Raw genomic sequence first — 17,807 nt, 5'->3', positions numbered from 1 at the left:
GCGACTTGTTCGCCGCCGTGCAAGCCCAACTGCCAGCTACAGCCAGCGCGCAGCTGCTGGGTGACGCCAATTGCCTGATCGCTGCCATAGAGCCTGTTGAGCAGGCTGGGGCGACCGGTATTGCGTTTATCAGCAACGTCAAATACCAAGGCCAAATAGACACCACGCAAGCGGCCTGCTTGATCGTGTCGCCTGCACTCAGCCAACAAGCCCGCGCACGCGGTGCCTGTATAGAAGCGTCAGACCCCTATCTGTTTTTCGCGCTGCTCACGCAATGGTGGCGGGCACGCCAGCGTGCCAACGTAGCCTCCGGCATACACGCCAGCGCAGTGGTGGATGCCAGCGCCAGCGTTGCTGCTTCTGCGGTGGTAGGTCCCTTGGTTGTGATTGGCCCCAACGTTGTTATCGGCGAGCAGGTTCGCATAGATGCGCACGCCTGCATTGAGGCGGGTGCCGTGGTGGGGGCGGGCACGCACATTCACGCACGGGCGGTTGTGGGCTTTGACTGTGTGCTGGGCCAACGCTGTGTTGTTCATGCTGGCGCGGTACTGGGTGCAGATGGCTTTGGTTTTGCCCAACACGGCGGGCAATGGGTCAAAATTGAGCAGCTGGGTGCGGTGCGTGTGGGTGATGACGTTGAAATTGGCGCCAATACCTGCATTGACCGCGGCGCATTGGGCGACACAGTGATTGGTGACGGTGTAAAGCTGGACAACCTCATTCAAATTGGACACAACGTGCACATTGGCGCGCACACCGCCATGGCCGGTTGCGCTGGCGTGGCAGGCAGCGCACACATTGTGCACATTGCACGGTTGGCGGCGGCGCCATTGTGCTGGGGCATTTACAACTGTGTGACGGCGTGCACATTTCTGCGGCTAGCGTGGTCACGCGCTCTATCAACAAGCCGGGCATGTACACCGGCGTGTTTCCACTAGACGACAATAGCGCCTGGGAAAAAAATGCCGTGACACTAAAGCAGCTGCACCGCCTGCGCGACAGAATCAAAGCACTGGAACACACGATGCAGCGCTGAGCAACAGGCCAACTGCGTACGCGGATAAATCTATAAACACTACAAGGTCACCCCATGATGGACATTCACGACATTCTAAAAAAGCTACCCCACCGCTACCCGTTTTTGCTGGTGGACCGCGTGATTGAGCTTGAAAAAGGCAAGCGTATTCGCTGCCTCAAAAACGTGACCATGAACGAGCCGTTTTTTGGCGGCCACTTTCCGCACAGACCTGTGATGCCTGGCGTACTAATGCTTGAGGCCTTGGCCCAGGCCGCTGCCTTGTTGGCGTTTGAGACCCTGGACGTTGTACCTGATGACAACACGGTGTATTACTTTGCAGGCATAGACGGTGCGCGTTTCAAGCGCCCTGTAGAGCCTGGTGATCAACTCGTTTTAGAAGCGGAGTTGTTGCGCATGAAAGCGGGCATATTCAAGTTTGCTGCGCGTGCCAAGGTGGGCGATGCCATCGCCACTGAAGCCGAGCTGATGTGCACCATGCGCACCATTGCCTAAAGCAGGTAAAGCCTTATGAGCCTGATACACGCTACGGCCATTGTGGATGGCAACGCGCAGCTGGACAGCAGCGTGCGAGTTGGCCCTTACGCGGTGATAGGCCCCAACGTACGCATTGGAGCGGGCACACAAGTGGGCCCGCACACCGTCATTGAGGGCCACACCACCATTGGTGAGAACAACCATATTTTTCAGTTCAACTCCTTGGGTGCCATACCGCAGGACAAAAAGTACGCGGGCGAGCCTTGCGAGCTGATCATTGGCAACAACAACACCATCAGGGAATTTTGCACCTTCAACATTGGTTCACCAGGTGACAACGGCGTGACCCGCATTGGCGATGACAACTGGATCATGGCCTACGTGCATTTGGCGCACGACTGCATGGTGGGCAACAAAACCATTTTTGCCAACAACACGCAGTTGGCAGGTCACGTACATGTTGACGACTGGGTGATTTTTGGCGGCTTCACGGTGGTGCACCAGTTTGTGCGTGTGGGCGCTCACGCCATGACGGCCATGAACTCATTGCTGTTTGCTGACGTGCCACCCTATGTGATGGCACAGGGTCAGCCAGCAGGCGCGCGCTCTATGAATTTTGAAGGCTTGCGTCGTCGCGGTTTCAGTGCGGCCCGTATCAGCGCTGTCAAGGCCATGCACAAAGCCTTGTACCGTGACGGGCTAACGTTGCAAGCGGCCATAGACCGCATGGCCCAGTTGGCCACCACCACGCCCGAAGCAGCCGATGATGTGGCCATGATGAACACGTTTTTGGCGCAGGTGGATGGCAAGCGCGGCATCGTGCGCTGATTGCTGTGAGCAGCACTGAGCCTCAAAGCAACCACCCGTTGCAGGTTGCGTTGGCCGCTGGCGAGTCGTCTGGCGACTTGTTGGCCGGGCTGTTGCTGCAAGGTTTGAATACCCAGGGTGTGGCCAACCAGTCGTTTGGTATTGGCGGCCCACTGATGCAAGCACAAGGCTTTGAGCCTTGGTGGTCCTACCACGAGCTGGCGGTGCGTGGATATGTGGAGGTGCTAAGGCATTACCGCCGCATTGTTGGCATTCGCAAGCAATTGGCTACCAGGCTACTGACCAACAAGCCCGATATGTTTGTGGGTGTTGACGCGCCGGACTTTAATCTAGACCTTGAGTTGCAGCTGCGTCGATCAGGCATCAAGACTGTGCACTTTGTGAGCCCCTCGATTTGGGCGTGGCGCGCCAACTGCATGGATAAAATCAAGCAAGCCTGCGACCATGTGCTGTGCATTTTCCCGTTTGAGACGGCGATTTATGACCAGGCAGGCGTGCCCGCTACCTTTGTGGGTCACCCGCTGGCAGATGTCATGCCCATGCAGCCAGACCAGGTCCTGGCGCGCGAACAACTGCAGTTGCCTCACGACAAGCCTGTGGTGGCGCTGTTGCCAGGCAGCCGCCAGTCTGAAATTGCACAACTTGCGCCGGTATTCTTGCAAGCCGCACGGTTAATGCATCAGTCGCGTAGCGACTTGGTGTTTGTGCTGCCAGTTGCGCCCAGCATGATGGCGCAAGTGCGCTCGGCGGTGGCGCGCGCCGGTTTGGCTGAGGTCGATTGGCTGCGCTTGGTAGACGGTCAATCGCAGCGGGTATTGGCGGCTTGCGACGTGACGCTGATTGCCAGCGGCACCGCCACGCTTGAGGCTGCGCTGTCCAAAAGGCCCATGGTGATTGCCTATCGCATGCCGCAGCTCAGTTGGCAAATCATGAAACGCAAACGCTTACAGCCTTGGGTGGGCTTGCCCAACATATTGGCGCAAACCTTTGTAGTGCCTGAGTTGCTGCAAGATGAAGCCTCACCAGCTCGTCTGGCGCAAAAGACACTGGCATGGTTGGACGACCCCATTGCCTATGACCACGTACAAAGCCGCTTTAACGAGATGCACCAGCGTTTGCGTATGAACACACCCGTAGTAGCCAGCCATGCCATCCAACGCATCGCCAACGCGTAAGACGCCAGCGCGTACAAAGCCCGCTGCAAAGCCGCGCGTGCTGACCGCTGCGCAGGCCGCGCTGTTATGGGACCCGCCCGGCTTGGTGGTGGGTGTAGACGAGGCAGGGCGTGGCCCTTTGGCGGGCCCAGTGGTGGCCGCTGCCGTGATCCTGGATGACCTCAACCCCATCGCTGGTTTGAATGACTCTAAAAAGTTGACCGAGCGCAAGCGCGAGCAACTGTTTCTGGAAATCAAAGCCAAGGCATTGTGTTTTTCCATTGCACAGGCAACCGTGCAGGAAATTGACGACATCAACATATTGCAAGCCACCATGCTGGCCATGCAACGCGCCGTAGCTGGCTTGCGTCTAAAGCCTGTCAAGGCTTTGATTGATGGCAACCGAATTCCCAAGCTGGACGTCATGGCCGAGGCCATCGTGCAAGGTGACGCGCACGTCAACTGCATTGCGGCGGCATCCATTCTGGCCAAGGTCACGCGCGATCACCTGATGTGCGAACTGCACACGCAGTTTCCGAATTATGGTTTTGCAGGCCACAAAGGCTATGGCACGGCGGCACACCTGGCGGCCCTGCGCAGCCACGGTGCATGCGAGCACCACAGGCGCACTTTTTCTCCTGTGCTGGCGTTGCATGCCGCAGCAACGGGGCAGACCCTGGCATGACAACAATGCCTACCCAGGTCGCCTCGGCTGATAACGCCGTGGTCAAACGCATCCGTGCATTGCAGCGCGATGGCGCGTCTTACAAAAAAAGCGGTGACGTGTGGCTGGAGGGCGACCATTTGTGTCGCGCCGCCCACCAGCGCGGCCTGCTTCCCAGTGTCTTTACCTGGAGTGAGGCTGCATGGCAGCGCTGCGCACAAGCGCTAGGCACCGACGCCCACGCCAGTGCCACGTGGTCATGCGCGCAAGCCGCTACACATCAGGTGGTGCTGAGCGACAAGCTGTGGGCCGAGCTCAGTGGCCTGGAGTCTTTTGTGGGCATGGCCGCCTTGTTTACTGTGCCGCCAAGCAGCGCCAGCAGCGTGCTGGCGCAAGCGCCAACGGTGGTGGTCGACAGGGTGCAAGACCCCGGTAACTTGGGCTCTATCATTCGCAGCGCGGCGGCCATGGGCTTTGCCCAAGTGCTGGCCATCAAGGGCACGGTTGCGATGTGGTCACCCAAAGTCGTGCGTGCTGGCATGGGCGCACACTTTGCCCTCAATCTCGTTGAAGGGCTGCAAGCCACACAACTGGACCAGCTGCAAGTGCCCCTGTTGGTGACCAGCAGCCATCAGGGTGACTGGTTGCACAAGGCCCAATTGCCCTGGCCATGTGCGTGGGTCATGGGCCATGAGGGGCAGGGCGTGGCCCCGGCCATTGCAGCCATGGCCAGCCAGCAGGTACGCATCACCCAGCCCGGTGGCGAAGAGTCACTGAACGTGGCCGCAGCCGCAGCGGTGTGTCTGCATGCCAGTGCAGCAGCGCTTGCCTTGACGGCTGATTGAGCGCTTGTCCAAGCAGCCATAGCGGGGTCGCACCACTCAGCCGCTCTTGTCATGCAGGGCAGCTAAAAATATTCGGCCAACAGCCAAGGCTTGGGCGGTGAGGTCGTTATAATTGGAGGGTTTACCCGCAACCTGCCTGCGCCCGCTACACAGATCACGCTTGCCCTCAACCGAGAGCCCAAATGCTGTACCAGTCACCTGTGTGGCGCATGCTTACAACTTGGAGTTCTCCCGTGCTACCCGTTCACCCGACAGCTATTCTTGCGCTCGCTGACGGCACGGTCTTTTCAGGTGTTTCTATCGGTGCAACTGGTCAAACCGTAGGCGAAGTGGTGTTCAACACCTCGCTCACCGGTTACCAGGAAATCTTGACCGACCCCAGCTACTGCCAGCAAATTGTCACACTGACATACCCGCACATTGGCAACTATGGCGTCAACGCTCAAGATACGGAAGCCAAGCGCGTCCATGCAGCCGGCCTGATCATCAAAGACCTGCCCCTTCTTGCTTCCAACTTTCGCAGCGAGCAGTCTTTGAGTGACTATTTGCGCGCTGAAAACACAGTGGCCTTGGCCGACATTGACACCCGCATGCTCACCCGCCATTTGCGCGAGCATGGTGCTCAAAACGGTTGTATCCTGGCCTTGGACGCAGGTGTTGCGGCAACAGACGCGCACAAAGCGCAAGCGGTGGCCGCGGCCAAAGCCGCACCCAGCATGGCCGGTCTTGATCTGGCCAAGGTGGTCACCACGCAACAGGCCTACCAGTGGACCACCACGGAGTGGCGTTTGGGTGAGGGCTTTGGCGAGCAAACAGCGCCCAGGTTCCATGTGGTGGCGCTTGACTTTGGTGTGAAACACAATATTTTGCGCATGCTGGCCCAGCGTGGCTGCAAAGTCACCGTATTGCCAGCGCAAAGCAGCTTTGACGACGTTATGAAGCACAAGCCTGACGGTGTGTTCTTCTCAAACGGCCCCGGTGACCCCGAGCCTTGTAGCTACGCCATTGCAACAGCCAAAGCCGTGATGGACGCCAAGCTGCCCATGTTTGGTATTTGCCTGGGCCACCAAATCATGGCCATTGCCAGTGGTGCCAAAAGCTTCAAGATGAAGTTTGGCCACCACGGTGCCAACCACCCCGTCAAAGACTTGGACAACCAGCGCGTGTCCATCACCAGCCAAAACCATGGCTTTGCGATTGACAAGGCTTCGCTGCCAGCCAACTTGCGCATCACCCATGAGAGCTTGTTTGACGGCACCGTGCAAGGCCTGGCGCGCACTGACACGCCGGCGTTTTGTTTCCAAGGTCACCCTGAGGCCTCTCCTGGGCCACACGACATCAGCTATTTGTTTGACCGCTTCACCGCGCTGATGGAGAAAAATAACATGCCAAAGCGCACCGACATTCAATCCGTTCTCATCATTGGCGCTGGCCCCATTGTGATTGGCCAGGCCTGTGAGTTTGACTACTCTGGCGTGCAAGCCTGCAAGGCTTTGCGTGAAGAGGGCTACAAAGTCATACTCATCAACAGCAACCCCGCCACCATCATGACCGACCCTGATACGGCGGACGTGACTTACATTGAGCCCATTACCTGGCAAGTGGTCGAGAAGATCATTGCCAAAGAAAGGCCAGACGCCATTTTGCCCACCATGGGCGGCCAAACCGCGCTGAACTGCGCACTGGACCTGTGGCGTGAAGGCGTTCTTGAAAAGCACGGCGTTGAGCTCATAGGCGCCTCGCCCGAGGCCATTGACAAAGCTGAAGACCGCCTCAAGTTCAAGCAGGCCATGGACAAAATCGGTTTGGGCTCCGCCCGCTCTGGTATTGCCCACAGCATGGATGAGGCCTGGGCCGTACAAAGCGAGATGGGTTTCCCAACCGTGATTCGCCCCAGCTTTACGCTGGGCGGCACCGGCGGCGGTATTGCCTACAACGCTGAAGAGTTTGAAGTCATTTGCAAGCGCGGTCTGGAGGCCTCGCCAACCAATGAGTTGCTCATTGAAGAATCGTTGGTGGGATGGAAAGAATACGAGATGGAGGTGGTGCGTGACCGCGCCGACAACTGCATCATCGTGTGCTCCATTGAAAACCTAGACCCCATGGGCGTGCACACTGGCGACTCCATCACCGTGGCGCCAGCGCAAACGCTGACCGACAAAGAATACCAGGTGCTGCGCAACGCCAGCCTGGCGGTGCTGCGCGAAATTGGCGTTGACACTGGCGGCTCTAACGTGCAGTTCTCCATCAACCCGGTTGATGGCCGCATGGTGGTCATTGAGATGAACCCGCGCGTGTCGCGCTCATCAGCCCTGGCATCCAAAGCCACCGGCTTTCCCATTGCCAAGGTAGCAGCCAAGCTGGCTGTGGGCTTTACGCTAGACGAGCTGCGTAACGACATCACAGGCGGTGCAACACCAGCCAGCTTTGAGCCCAGCATAGACTATGTGGTTACCAAAATCCCACGCTTTGCGTTCGAGAAGTTTCCCGCAGCCGACAGCCGTCTCACCACGCAGATGAAGTCTGTGGGTGAGGTGATGGCCATGGGGCGCACCTTCCAGGAGAGCTTCCAGAAAGCGCTGCGCGGCCTGGAGGTTGGCGTAGACGGCATGAATGAGATGACCGTCGACCGCGAGACCTTGGCGCGCGAGCTGGGCACGCCCGGACCAGAGCGTATTTGGTATGTGGGTGACGCGTTTGCCCAGGGCTGGACGGTTGACGAGGTGTTTGCACTCACCAAGATTGACCACTGGTTCCTGATTCAAATTGAAGAAATTGTGCAAATAGAGCTGCAGCTTGAGAAAACCTCGCTTGAGCAGTTAGACGACAAAACCTTGCTGGGATTGAAGAAAAAAGGTTTCTCAGACCGCCGCTTGGCCAAGTTGCTCAAAAGCACAGAGGGCAACGTGCGCAGCCGCCGCCATGCAGGCGGCATTCGCCCAGTCTACAAGCGTGTGGACACCTGCGCGGCTGAGTTTGCCACCGACACCGCCTACATGTACTCGACCTACGAGCAAGAGTGCGAGGCCGCGCCTACCCAAAACAAAAAGATCATGGTACTGGGCGGTGGCCCCAACCGCATTGGCCAAGGCATCGAGTTTGACTACTGTTGCGTGCACGCGGCCATGGCCATGCGCGAAGACGGTTACGAAACCATCATGGTCAACTGCAACCCAGAGACCGTGTCTACAGACTATGACACCTCTGACCGCTTGTACTTTGAGCCGCTCACGCTTGAAGACGTGCTGGAAATTGTCGACAAGGAAAAGCCAGTGGGCGTCATCGTGCAATACGGCGGCCAAACACCTTTGAAGTTGGCGCTTGGCCTGGAGGCTGCAGGTGTGCCCATCATAGGCACCAGCCCAGACATGATTGACGCTGCTGAAGACCGTGAACGTTTCCAAAAGCTGCTCAATGAGTTGGGCCTCAAGCAACCACCAAACGCCACAGCGCGCACAGAGGCGCAAGCCCTGGAAAAAGCACAGGCTCTGGGTTACCCCCTGGTGGTGCGCCCGAGCTACGTGCTGGGTGGCCGCGCCATGGAGATCGTGCACGAGCAACGCGACCTTGAGCGCTACATGCGCGAAGCCGTAAAGGTCAGCAATGACTCCCCCGTATTGCTGGACCGCTTCTTGAACGATGCAGTTGAGTGCGACGTGGATGCCTTGTGCGATGGACAGCGCGTGTTCATTGGTGGCGTGATGGAGCACATTGAGCAAGCCGGCGTACACAGCGGTGACTCAGCCTGTTCGCTGCCGCCTTACTACTTGTCCAAAGCCACGGTTGATGAACTCAAACGCCAAACTGCGGCCATGGCCAAGGCCTTGAACGTGGTGGGCTTGATGAACGTGCAGTTCGCCATTCAGGAGGTCAACGGCCAGGACGTGATTTACGTGTTGGAAGTCAACCCGCGTGCCTCGCGTACCGTGCCGTTTGTATCCAAGGCAACCGGTATCCAGTTGGCCAAAGTGGCAGCACGCTGTATGGCTGGACAGTCACTAGACGCGCAAGGCGTATTTGACGAAGTCACCCCGCCTTACTTCAGTGTGAAAGAAGCGGTATTCCCGTTTGTGAAGTTCCCAGGCGTTGACACCATCCTGGGCCCAGAGATGAAGTCCACTGGTGAAGTCATGGGCGTTGGCAAAACCTTTGGTGAGGCCTTTATCAAGTCGCAGTTGGGTGCAGGTACACGCTTGCCACGCCCCAGCGATAAAGTGAACAAGGTGTTCTTGACAGTCAAAGACGGTGACAAGCCGCGCGCTGTGGTGGTGGCGAAATCGCTGGTGGACATGGGCTTCAAACTGATTGCCACACGCGGCACGGCAACGGCCATTACGGCAGCAGGCGTTGCTTGTGAAGTGGTGAACAAAGTGACAGAGGGCCGGCCTCACGTTGTTGACTTGATTAAAAACAACGACGTTTGTTTGGTCATCAACACCGTCGAGGAGCGACGCAACGCCATTGCAGACTCGCGCCAGATTCGCACCTCGGCCTTGCAAGCCCGCATCACCACCTTCACCACCATCTCGGGTGCGGAGGCTGCGGTTGAGGGCATGGCCTATGTCGATGATCTGGATGTGCGCTCCATACAAGAGCTGCATCAGGACTTGGCCAAGGCCCATTGATGCCGGCTTGGCAAGCGCTCACTTTGTGGGCCTGCTTGTGGCCCTGACAAGCCATGCAGTAAACTAGGCACCACAGTAACAAAACACGCCGCCTTTGGGAAACCAAAGGCGGTTTGCTTTTGAATAAGCAGGAGAACAACGTATGTCGACCATTCCAATTACGATCAAGGGCGCGACCAAGCTCAAAGCCGAGCTGCATCAACTCAAAACAGTTGAGCGCCCTTCGGTAATTGCCGCCATTGCAGAGGCCCGCGCGCAAGGTGACTTGAGTGAAAACGCCGAGTACGAAGCCGCTAAAGACCGTCAAGGTTTCATAGAAGGGCGTATTGCAGAAGTTGAAGGCAAGCTGTCTGCCGCACAAATCATTGACCCGGCAAGCGTGAACGCCGAAGGCCGCGTGGTCTTTGGTGCAACCGTGGAGCTGGAAGACGAAGCCACCGGTGCTGCCGTCACCTACCAAATCGTGGGTGAGGACGAGGCCGATATCAAGCTGGGCCTGGTTAACATTTCGTCACCCATAGCGCGCGCACTCATTGGCAAGGAAGAGGGCGACAGCGTAGAGGTACAAGCCCCGGGCGGTGCCAAGCGTTATGAAATTGTGGCGGTGAGCTACGTTTAATTTGTTTTAATTTGTTTTAGGTTGTTTTAAGTTGCAAACAGTGCTGAACCGGCTTCATCTGTTGTTGGCTGCCCTGTGGTGGGGCGGCACCACCGCACTGGCATTTGTCGCCGTGCCTGTGCTGTTTGGCCACTTTGACATGCCTGCGGTGGCTGGTGCTGCTGCCGCCAAACTGTTTGCGGCGCAAAGCATTGGCACCGTGGTGCTGGCGGGGTTGGCAATGCTACTGCTCACACTTCCCATGTTTCAGATGCTTGCGCGCAAACAGCTGCGCGTCATGTGGGCCAGCGGCGCGGCATTGGCCGTGTGCAATCAGTGGCTGGTTGCGCCACTGATCATCACCGCCAGGGCAACTGGCGGCAACTTGCCGCTTTGGCACAGTTTGGGCAGTGCACTCATCCTGGCCCAGTGGCTACTGGGTTTGTGGCTGCTGTGGCGTCTTAGCCGAGTAATGTGTTCTGTGCCGCCTGCACCGTATTGAGCATCAGCATGGTGATGGTCATGGGACCAACGCCACCCGGTACGGGGGTGATGTAAGAGGCCACCTCACGCACACCGTCAAAGTCCACGTCGCCGCACAGCTTGCCTTCAGCGTTGCGGTTCATGCCCACGTCCAGCACGATGGCACCGGGTTTGACCATGTCAGCCGTGAGTACGTTTTGTTTGCCAACGGCCACCACCACCACATCCGCCTGAAGCGTGTGCGCCTTGAGGTCTTTGGTGCCACTGTGACACACGGTAACGGTGGCGTTGTGTTGCAGCAGCATCATGGCCATGGGCTTGCCCACGATGTTTGAGCGGCCAATAACAACAGCGTGCTGACCACGCAAGTCAACGCGTTGCCCGTCGTTGAGTGACTCCAGCATTTTCATGCAGCCATAGGGTGTGCAAGGCCAAAAACCGGGCTGGCCAACCATCAGCGCGCCCGCGCTGGCCACATGAAAGCCGTCAACGTCTTTGGCGGGGGATATGGCCTCAATGACTTGGTGCTCGTCTATGTGGCTGGGCAGCGGCAGCTGCACCAATATGCCGTGAATACTGGGGTCGGCATTGAGTGCTGCAATACGCGCGAGCAACGCCGCTTCGGACAGGTCGCTGGGGTGTTGCTCAAGCAATGAGTAAATACCCATGTCCTCACAAGCCTTCACCTTGTTGCGCACGTATACCTGGCTGGCAGGGTTGTCACCCACCAAAATCACAGCCAAGCCCGGCGCTAGACCTTTGGCTTTGAGTTGCGATACCTGTGCGGTGGCCTGTTCGCGCAAAGACGCTGAAAGCGCCTTGCCGTCAATCAATTGTGCAGTCATGTGGTTGGCAGTGAAAGAGCCCAGGGCTCTTAGGCAGTTGGGTTTTTGGCGGCAGCTTGCGTGTTGGGTGACAGTGCTATCTTGAGCAAATCAGCAACCGTGTTGGCACCCAGCTTTTCCATGATGTTGGCGCGGTGAGCTTCAACCGTTTTGATGCTGATATTCAGGTCATCGGCAATTTGCTTGTTCAGGCGTCCGGCCACAATGCGCTCCAGCACCTGGGTTTCGCGAGACGTGAGCTTGGCCAGCAGTGCGTCGCGGCTGGCAGCTTGTTGCAGGCTCTCAAAAGCCTCTGTTGCGTGGTCAAGCATGCGCTCGACCAGGTTGGTGATCGCCGCTTCGTCGAATGGCTTTTGCACAAAGTCCAGTGCGCCTTTTTTCATGGCGTCAACGGCCATAGGCACGTCACCGTGGCCGGTGATAAACACAATAGGCAACGCAGACTGCCGCTCAACCAGGCGCTCTTGCAATTCAAGGCCAGTCATGCCATTCATGCGGATGTCGGCAATGAGACAAGCCACTTCGCGTGGGTCGTAACGGCTTAAAAACCCTTCTGCAGATTCAAAGCAGCGTACCCGGTAGTCTTTACCTTCTAGCAGCCACTGCAAAGAGTCGCGTACCGCCTCGTCGTCATCTACAACGTAGACAGTACCTTTTTTCGGGTTCAAGCTCATCCGTTTTCCTCAATTTTGGTTGCCCTTGCCGGGCGAACTGGTGTTGTTGCTCATGCGCTGACTGGCCGGATTAACGGGCAGCCAGAAGCAAAATGTGCAGCCGGTGACCGTATCGCCATTGTAGAGGTTCTCCACTGACATACGTCCCTGGTGGGATTCGACAATAGAGCGGCACAGCTTTAGTCCTATACCCATGCCTTCGCTTTTGGTGCTGTAAAAAGCGTCATAAATGCGCTCCAGCATGTCGGCGGGTACGCCATTGCCGTTGTCGTGGACGCTGAACTCCATCATGTCCTTACCGTCTACCACGCGCGGACGCACCTTTAGCTCAATGGCGCGCTGCCCGACCGGGCGGCCTGCAAGCTGAATGGACTCGGCCGCATTTTTAATAAGGTTGATCAGCACCTGCTCAATCAAAATCGGGTCTACCAGCAGCGGCGGCATGCGCTCTGCCAAGTAGTGCGTCAGTCGCACCTGGTTGCGACGCAGCTCAATGTCTGCCAGTTCAACCGCGTTGTTCACGATTTGCAGGGCATCTGCTTGCGTGCGGTTGGGCTCACTGCGCTTCACAAACGAGCGTATGCGCGTGATGATTTGCCCAGCACGCTGCGCTTGCTTGGCCGTTTTGTCCAGCGCCATGAGCAGGTCTTCTTCAGCAATGCCCTTGTTGTTGATGCGCGAAATCATGCCCGAGCAGTAATTGGAAATAGCTGCCAAGGGTTGGTTGAGCTCGTGCGCCACACTAGAGGCCATTTCGCCCATGGTGATTAAGCGGCTGGCCGTTTGGGCGCGCTCCATCTGCACCGCGGCTTGTGCCTGGGCCTCAAGTCTGGCGGTAATGTCTGTTGCAATAACGATTTGCGCCAAGCGGCCATCCACCCAAGTGATGTAGCGCGAACGCACCTCAAGCCATTTGCCCAAGTCGTCAATAAACACTTGCGTGTCGGCAGCTTGCGCCTCCAGCAGCGTGCCGGCTGGCATACCGGCCATGTCGTCTATGTCATCTATGTCGTCTACGGTATCTTGTGCACCGCCGGTGTCATCAGACTGGCCCATACTGTTGAGCACGCCCAGCTGCGCCTGCATCACCATCTCGTAGTGGCCCAGTGCTTTGGCGTTGAACCAGTTGCGGTATTGCTTGTTGGCAAACAGCAGCTCTTTACCGCCCAGACTTGCCACAGACACAGCCGCTTCCAAGCTTTCCAACACTGTTGTGAAGCGTTCATGCGCTGCGCTAAGCTCTTCGCGAATGCGTTTGGGCTCAGTGATGTCGGTCATGGAGGTCATCCAGCCGGTTTGCAAGCCGCCAGGCGCAATCAGTGGTGACACATACATACGCGCAGCAAAAATGCTGTTGTCTTTGCGTTGCACCCGTACCTCAAACCCGCCGGGGTTGGAGCGCCCCTTCAGTTCGTCCTCCAGGCGCGCGGCCAACATGGCCTGGTCGTTGCGCGGCCAATAAGGGAAGGGCGGCGTGCGCCCCACCAACTCTTGCTCGGTCCACCCCGTCATTTGGCAAAACGCAGGGTTGACGTAGGTGATGCGTCCTTGCATGTCCAAGGCGCGCATACCCGTGAGCATGGAGTTTTCCATGGCGCGCCTGAAGTTGGTCTCAGCCATCAAGGCGTGTTGTGTCTCCAGGCGTTTGCGCGTGTGTCGCCAGTTACCCATGAGCATCCACAGCGTCAGCGCACTGAGTGCGGCCACCAGCGACAAAATGGTGTTGCCAATGACGCTGGAAGAGGTGCGCCAAGCCCTGGCCTTGAGCACCAGGCTGCTGCCAATGGGTGAGACCGCTACCTGGTGCTCGGATTGTTGTGCGGCCCAAGGCAGCCAGCGTGCCATCAAGCGCTTCACCTCTGGCATGTAGCCCGCCAATACGTTGTCACTGGCATCTACCAATGCCACCGCGTATTTGGTTAGCACCTCGCCAGGCACACCGTAGCGCAATAGCCCGTCCATGCTGAGCTCCGCCATCAGGCTGCCCACCAATTGCTCACCCTGCATCACCGGCACCAGCAGCAACAAGGTGGCGTCGCTGCCCTGTGCTTCTGCAGGCAAGCCGGCTATGGCGGCTTCGTCATGTATGGGGCGCGTGTACACCGTGGCCTTCACAGCCGCCAGGGTCTGAAAGGCGTCTGCATTGTTGGCGCTGGCCATGTTTTCACCAACGTAGCGCACCCGGCTGATGGGGGCGGTTTGGGCGGTATAGCTCCCCTTTATGGTGTGCCGCTCGTCCAGCAAGGCCACCGTTTCCAGGTCTGGCGCCAAGGCTATGAGTTGTTGCGCTTGTTGCACAAACCGCTGCCCAGACAAGCGCTCAGATGTCACGTCCCTGGCCAAGCGCAGCAGCTGTTCGCGCCGCTCCAGCAAGTGCAGGCGCAGTCGTTGCTGGGCATATTCCACGTCGCGGGTAATTGTTTCTTGCTCGCGGTCTGCCTCTTCAACCCGCAGATAACCAATTGACAGGACGATGGCGGCCAAAAACAGCACAACCGCTGCCAGTGGGCCAAAGGTTGCTACACGGTCTTGTTTGGCCGGTGTTTGCGCGCGCCACCAGCGACGCCACAGACGCGACGGCGCTCTCAGGCCAGACTTGCCGCTGACATGCGGCTGGGCTTGTTGCGGCGGTTGCGGCATTTGATTGGAGGGGGACACCATGGCCCATAGTGTAGGTTGTCGAGTGCGGGCAAAGCCCTATAAATTTCACATTGCAAAATGAAAAAGCACATATTGAAAAATTAATGAATATGTGGGAAACTTCATCAATGCTTGAAGGCGTGCACCTGTGTGCGTTCTGGTAGAGCCGCGTTCATATGCCGCCCTTGCGTGGGCGGCTGTTTTTTAAGTTACGGGTCATAACAAGGAGACAACATGTCCGACAAGCCCCAAGCTAACCCTGCTGATGATGCATACGCGGCTGAGACGCGTGAATGGCTAGATGCCCTGACTGCCGTCATTGAGGCCAATGGCCCCGAGCGTGCGCATGAGCTGCTAGAAGAAGTCCTGGAGCATGCACGCCAACACAGCCTGGACATGCCGTTTTCCGCCACTACGGGCTATGTCAACACACTAGAGCCCGCAGAAGAGGCGCGCTCACCCGGTAACTTGGAACTGGAGGGGCGCTTGCGTGCCTACATGCGCTGGAACGCCATGGCCTTGGTGGTCAAAGCCAACCGCGCCACACCTGACGGCGACGGCGACTTGGGCGGCCACATCAGCTCATTTGCCTCATTGGCACACATGTTTGCCGCTGGCTTTAACCACTTTTGGCACGGTGCCAACGAAGAGCATGGCGGCGACTTGCTGTACATACAAGGTCACAGCGCACCAGGCGTTTACGCCCGCGCTTTTCTTGAAGGCCGCCTGACAGAAGAGCAGCTGCTCAACTTCCGCCAGGAAGTCGGTGGCAAAGGCTTGTCCAGCTACCCACACCCCAAGCTCATGCCCGAGTTTTGGCAGTTCCCCACCGTATCCATGGGCCTGGGCCCACTGATGGCCATTTACCAAGCGCGCTTCTTGAAGTACTTGCACGCCCGAGGCATTGCCAATACTGAAAACCGCAAAGTCTGGGTGTTCTGTGGCGACGGCGAGATGGACGAACCCGAAAGCCTGGGCGCCATTGGCCTGGCTGCGCGCGAGAACCTCGACAACCTCATCTTCGTGATCAACTGCAACTTGCAGCGCCTGGATGGTCCAGTGCGTGGCAACGGCAAAATCGTGCAAGAGCTGGAAGGCGAGTTCCGCGGCTCTGGCTGGAACGTCATCAAGCTGCTGTGGGGCTCAGACTGGGACCCACTGCTGGCCAAAGACAAAGACGGCGCACTGCGCAAGATCATGATGGAGACCCTGGACGGCGACTACCAGGGCTTTAAGGCCAACGACGGCGCATTTGTGCGCAAGCACTTCTTTGGTCGTGACCCGCGCACACTGGAAATGGTGGCGCACATGACAGACGACGAAATCTTCAAGCTGCGCCGTGGTGGCCACGATGCGCAAAAAGTCTACGCCGCCTACCACAAGGCCGTGAACACCAAAGGCCAGCCCACGGTGTTGCTGATCAAGACCGTTAAGGTTACGGCATGGGCAAGGCAGGCGAGGGCAAAAATACCGCTCACCAAGCCAAGAAGTTGTCTGATGAAGACGTACGCGCCTTCCGTGACCGCTTCAACATTCCAATTCCAGACAGCGAATTGGCCAACCTGCCGTTTTACAAGCCAGCCGACGACACGCCAGAGATGCGTTACTTGCACGAGCGCCGTGAAAAGCTGGGCGGCTACTTGCCCAAGCGCTTGGCCAAGTCTGACGAGCAGTTCACGGTGCCAGACTTGGCGGTGTTCAAGAACATTCTTGAGCCTACTGTTGAAGGCCGTGAAATCTCTACAACGCAAGCCTATGTGCGCTTCCTGACGCAGCTGCTGCGCGACAAAGCCATTGGCCCACGCGTGGTGCCTATTCTGGTAGACGAGGCCCGTACATTTGGTATGGAAGGCATGTTCCGCCAAATTGGTATTTACAACCCGCACGGCCAGCTGTACACACCGCAAGACCGCGACCAGGTCTCTTACTACAAGGAAGACAAGGCTGGTCAGATTTTGCAAGAGGGCATCAACGAAGCCGGCGGCATGAGCTCCTGGATTGCTGCGGCCACGTCTTACAGCACCAACAACCGGGTCATGGTTCCGTTTTACGTGTACTACTCCATGTTTGGTTTCCAGCGTATTGGCGACCTGGCATGGGCTGCAGGTGACATGCAAGCGCGCGGCTTCCTGCTGGGCGGTACCTCCGGACGCACCACACTCAACGGCGAAGGCTTGCAGCACGAAGACGGCCACAGCCACATTTTGGCGGGCACCATTCCCAACTGTGTGACTTATGACCCCACCTTCGCGCACGAAGTGGCCGTCATCATGCAGCGCGGTATGAAGCGCATGGTGCAAGACCAGGAAAACGTTTTCTACTACATCACGCTGCTCAACGAAAACTACGCCATGCCCGGCTTGATCGAAGGCACTGAAGAGCAAATCATCAAAGGCATGTACCAGCTCAAAGCTGGCGGCAAGAAGAAGCAGCGTGCAACTGCTTGGCAGCGGCACCATTTTGCGAGAGAGCCTGTTTGCCCAGGAATTGCTGGAAGCCGACTGGGGCGTATCTGCCGACGTATGGAGCTGCCCCAGCTTTAACGAACTGGCCAGAGACGGCCAGGACGTAGAGCGCTGGAACTTGCTGCACCCCACAGAGACGCCGCGCGTGTCATTTGTGGCCCAGCAACTGGGCAGCAGCACAGGTCCTGTGGTGGCGTCTACCGACTACATCAAGGCGTTTGCCGAGCAAATACGCTCTTACATCCCCAAAGACCGCACTTACAAGGTGTTGGGCACAGACGGCTTTGGCCGCAGTGACTTCCGTGGCAAGTTGCGCGAGCACTTTGAGGTCAACCGCCACTACATCGTGGTGGCTGCACTGAAAGCGTTGTCAGAAGACGGCGTCATCAAGGCAGAGAAGGTTGCCGAGGCGATCAAGAAGTACGGCATTGACGCCGACAAAGTTAACCCTTTGAACGCCTAACCCGGGAGCT

At 57.8% G+C, this 17,807-nt stretch carries 11 protein-coding genes and 3 pseudogenes; 11 read left to right on the top strand and 3 right to left on the bottom strand.

Annotated features, from left to right (window positions below):
- Window positions 1-29 precede the first annotated feature (29 nt).
- From lpxD to LN050_03855, 10 genes and pseudogenes are all read left to right on the top strand, one after another.
- A pseudogene (lpxD, locus tag LN050_03900) lies at window positions 30-1,036 on the top strand (UDP-3-O-(3-hydroxymyristoyl)glucosamine N-acyltransferase).
- Window positions 1,037-1,090: 54 nt separating this feature from the next.
- Entirely contained in the window at window positions 1,091-1,531 is a 441-nt protein-coding gene (gene fabZ, locus LN050_03895) for a 3-hydroxyacyl-ACP dehydratase FabZ (GenBank protein ID UFS56989.1), read from the top strand.
- 15 nt (window positions 1,532-1,546) lie between these two features.
- Window positions 1,547-2,341: an acyl-ACP--UDP-N-acetylglucosamine O-acyltransferase gene (lpxA, locus tag LN050_03890; GenBank protein UFS56988.1), complete on the top strand. Its 795-nt coding sequence runs from the start codon at window positions 1,547-1,549 to the stop codon at window positions 2,339-2,341.
- Between the two features lie 5 nt (window positions 2,342-2,346).
- A complete protein-coding gene (gene lpxB / locus LN050_03885) occupies window positions 2,347-3,516 on the top strand; it encodes a lipid-A-disaccharide synthase (GenBank protein UFS56987.1) in 1,170 nt (389 codons plus the stop codon).
- On the top strand, window positions 3,488-4,180 hold the full coding sequence (gene rnhB, locus LN050_03880) for a ribonuclease HII (protein ID UFS56986.1): 693 nt from the start codon (window positions 3,488-3,490) through the stop codon (window positions 4,178-4,180). The genes lpxB and rnhB overlap by 29 nt, the downstream gene beginning before the upstream one ends.
- Entirely contained in the window at window positions 4,177-5,004 is an 828-nt protein-coding gene (locus LN050_03875) for an RNA methyltransferase (GenBank protein UFS56985.1), read from the top strand. The genes rnhB and LN050_03875 overlap by 4 nt, the downstream gene beginning before the upstream one ends.
- A gap of 209 nt (window positions 5,005-5,213) precedes the next feature.
- Window positions 5,214-6,329 (top strand): annotated as a pseudogene (gene carA, locus LN050_03870) (glutamine-hydrolyzing carbamoyl-phosphate synthase small subunit).
- Window positions 6,330-6,389: 60 nt separating this feature from the next.
- Window positions 6,390-9,629, top strand: coding sequence for a carbamoyl-phosphate synthase large subunit (gene carB / locus LN050_03865; protein UFS57306.1), 3,240 nt, complete (start codon window positions 6,390-6,392; stop codon window positions 9,627-9,629).
- Window positions 9,630-9,771: 142 nt separating this feature from the next.
- Window positions 9,772-10,248 (top strand): transcription elongation factor GreA, encoded by a 477-nt coding sequence (greA, locus tag LN050_03860; GenBank protein ID UFS56984.1) that lies wholly within the window; start codon window positions 9,772-9,774, stop codon window positions 10,246-10,248.
- Between the two features lie 61 nt (window positions 10,249-10,309).
- Entirely contained in the window at window positions 10,310-10,729 is a 420-nt protein-coding gene (locus tag LN050_03855) for a DUF4149 domain-containing protein (protein ID UFS56983.1), read from the top strand.
- Here LN050_03855 and folD read toward each other — a convergent pair.
- Genes folD through LN050_03840 form a run of 3 tightly spaced genes read right to left on the bottom strand, consistent with a single transcriptional unit; the run spans window position 10,689 to window position 14,890 of the window.
- Window positions 10,689-11,555 carry a bifunctional methylenetetrahydrofolate dehydrogenase/methenyltetrahydrofolate cyclohydrolase FolD gene (gene folD, locus LN050_03850; protein UFS56982.1) on the bottom strand — a complete coding sequence of 289 codons (867 nt, stop codon included), beginning with the start codon at window positions 11,553-11,555 and terminating at the stop codon, window positions 10,689-10,691. The genes LN050_03855 and folD overlap by 41 nt on opposite strands.
- Window positions 11,556-11,584: 29 nt before the next feature.
- Window positions 11,585-12,229: a response regulator transcription factor gene (locus tag LN050_03845; GenBank protein ID UFS56981.1), complete on the bottom strand. Its 645-nt coding sequence runs from the start codon at window positions 12,227-12,229 to the stop codon at window positions 11,585-11,587.
- Between the two features lie 9 nt (window positions 12,230-12,238).
- Window positions 12,239-14,890, bottom strand: coding sequence for a PAS domain S-box protein (locus LN050_03840; GenBank protein UFS56980.1), 2,652 nt, complete (start codon window positions 14,888-14,890; stop codon window positions 12,239-12,241).
- Window positions 14,891-15,103: 213 nt separating this feature from the next.
- Here LN050_03840 and aceE point away from each other — a divergent pair.
- A pseudogene (aceE, locus tag LN050_03835) lies at window positions 15,104-17,797 on the top strand (pyruvate dehydrogenase (acetyl-transferring), homodimeric type).
- The last annotated feature ends 10 nt before the right edge of the window (window positions 17,798-17,807 follow it).

The sequence above is a fragment of the Comamonadaceae bacterium M7527 genome, from assembly GCA_021044545.1.
Taxonomy (GTDB): domain Bacteria; phylum Pseudomonadota; class Gammaproteobacteria; order Burkholderiales; family Burkholderiaceae_C; genus RS62.
This window is presented reverse-complemented; position numbering and strand designations above follow the sequence as displayed.

Bases quoted from the DNA above. Each gene is read 5' to 3' on its own strand.
- LN050_03875 (UFS56985.1), top strand. From the start codon at position 4,177: ATGACAACAATGCCTACCCAGGTCGCCTCGGCTGATAACGCCGTGGTC.
- LN050_03845 (UFS56981.1), bottom strand. From the start codon at position 12,229: ATGAGCTTGAACCCGAAAAAAGGTACTGTCTACGTTGTAGATGACGAC.
- lpxA (UFS56988.1), top strand. From the start codon at position 1,547: ATGAGCCTGATACACGCTACGGCCATTGTGGATGGCAACGCGCAGCTG.
- greA (UFS56984.1), top strand. From the start codon at position 9,772: ATGTCGACCATTCCAATTACGATCAAGGGCGCGACCAAGCTCAAAGCC.
- carB (UFS57306.1), top strand. From the start codon at position 6,390: ATGCCAAAGCGCACCGACATTCAATCCGTTCTCATCATTGGCGCTGGC.
- LN050_03840 (UFS56980.1), bottom strand. From the start codon at position 14,890: ATGGTGTCCCCCTCCAATCAAATGCCGCAACCGCCGCAACAAGCCCAG.
- fabZ (UFS56989.1), top strand. From the start codon at position 1,091: ATGATGGACATTCACGACATTCTAAAAAAGCTACCCCACCGCTACCCG.
- folD (UFS56982.1), bottom strand. From the start codon at position 11,555: ATGACTGCACAATTGATTGACGGCAAGGCGCTTTCAGCGTCTTTGCGC.
- rnhB (UFS56986.1), top strand. From the start codon at position 3,488: ATGCCATCCAACGCATCGCCAACGCGTAAGACGCCAGCGCGTACAAAG.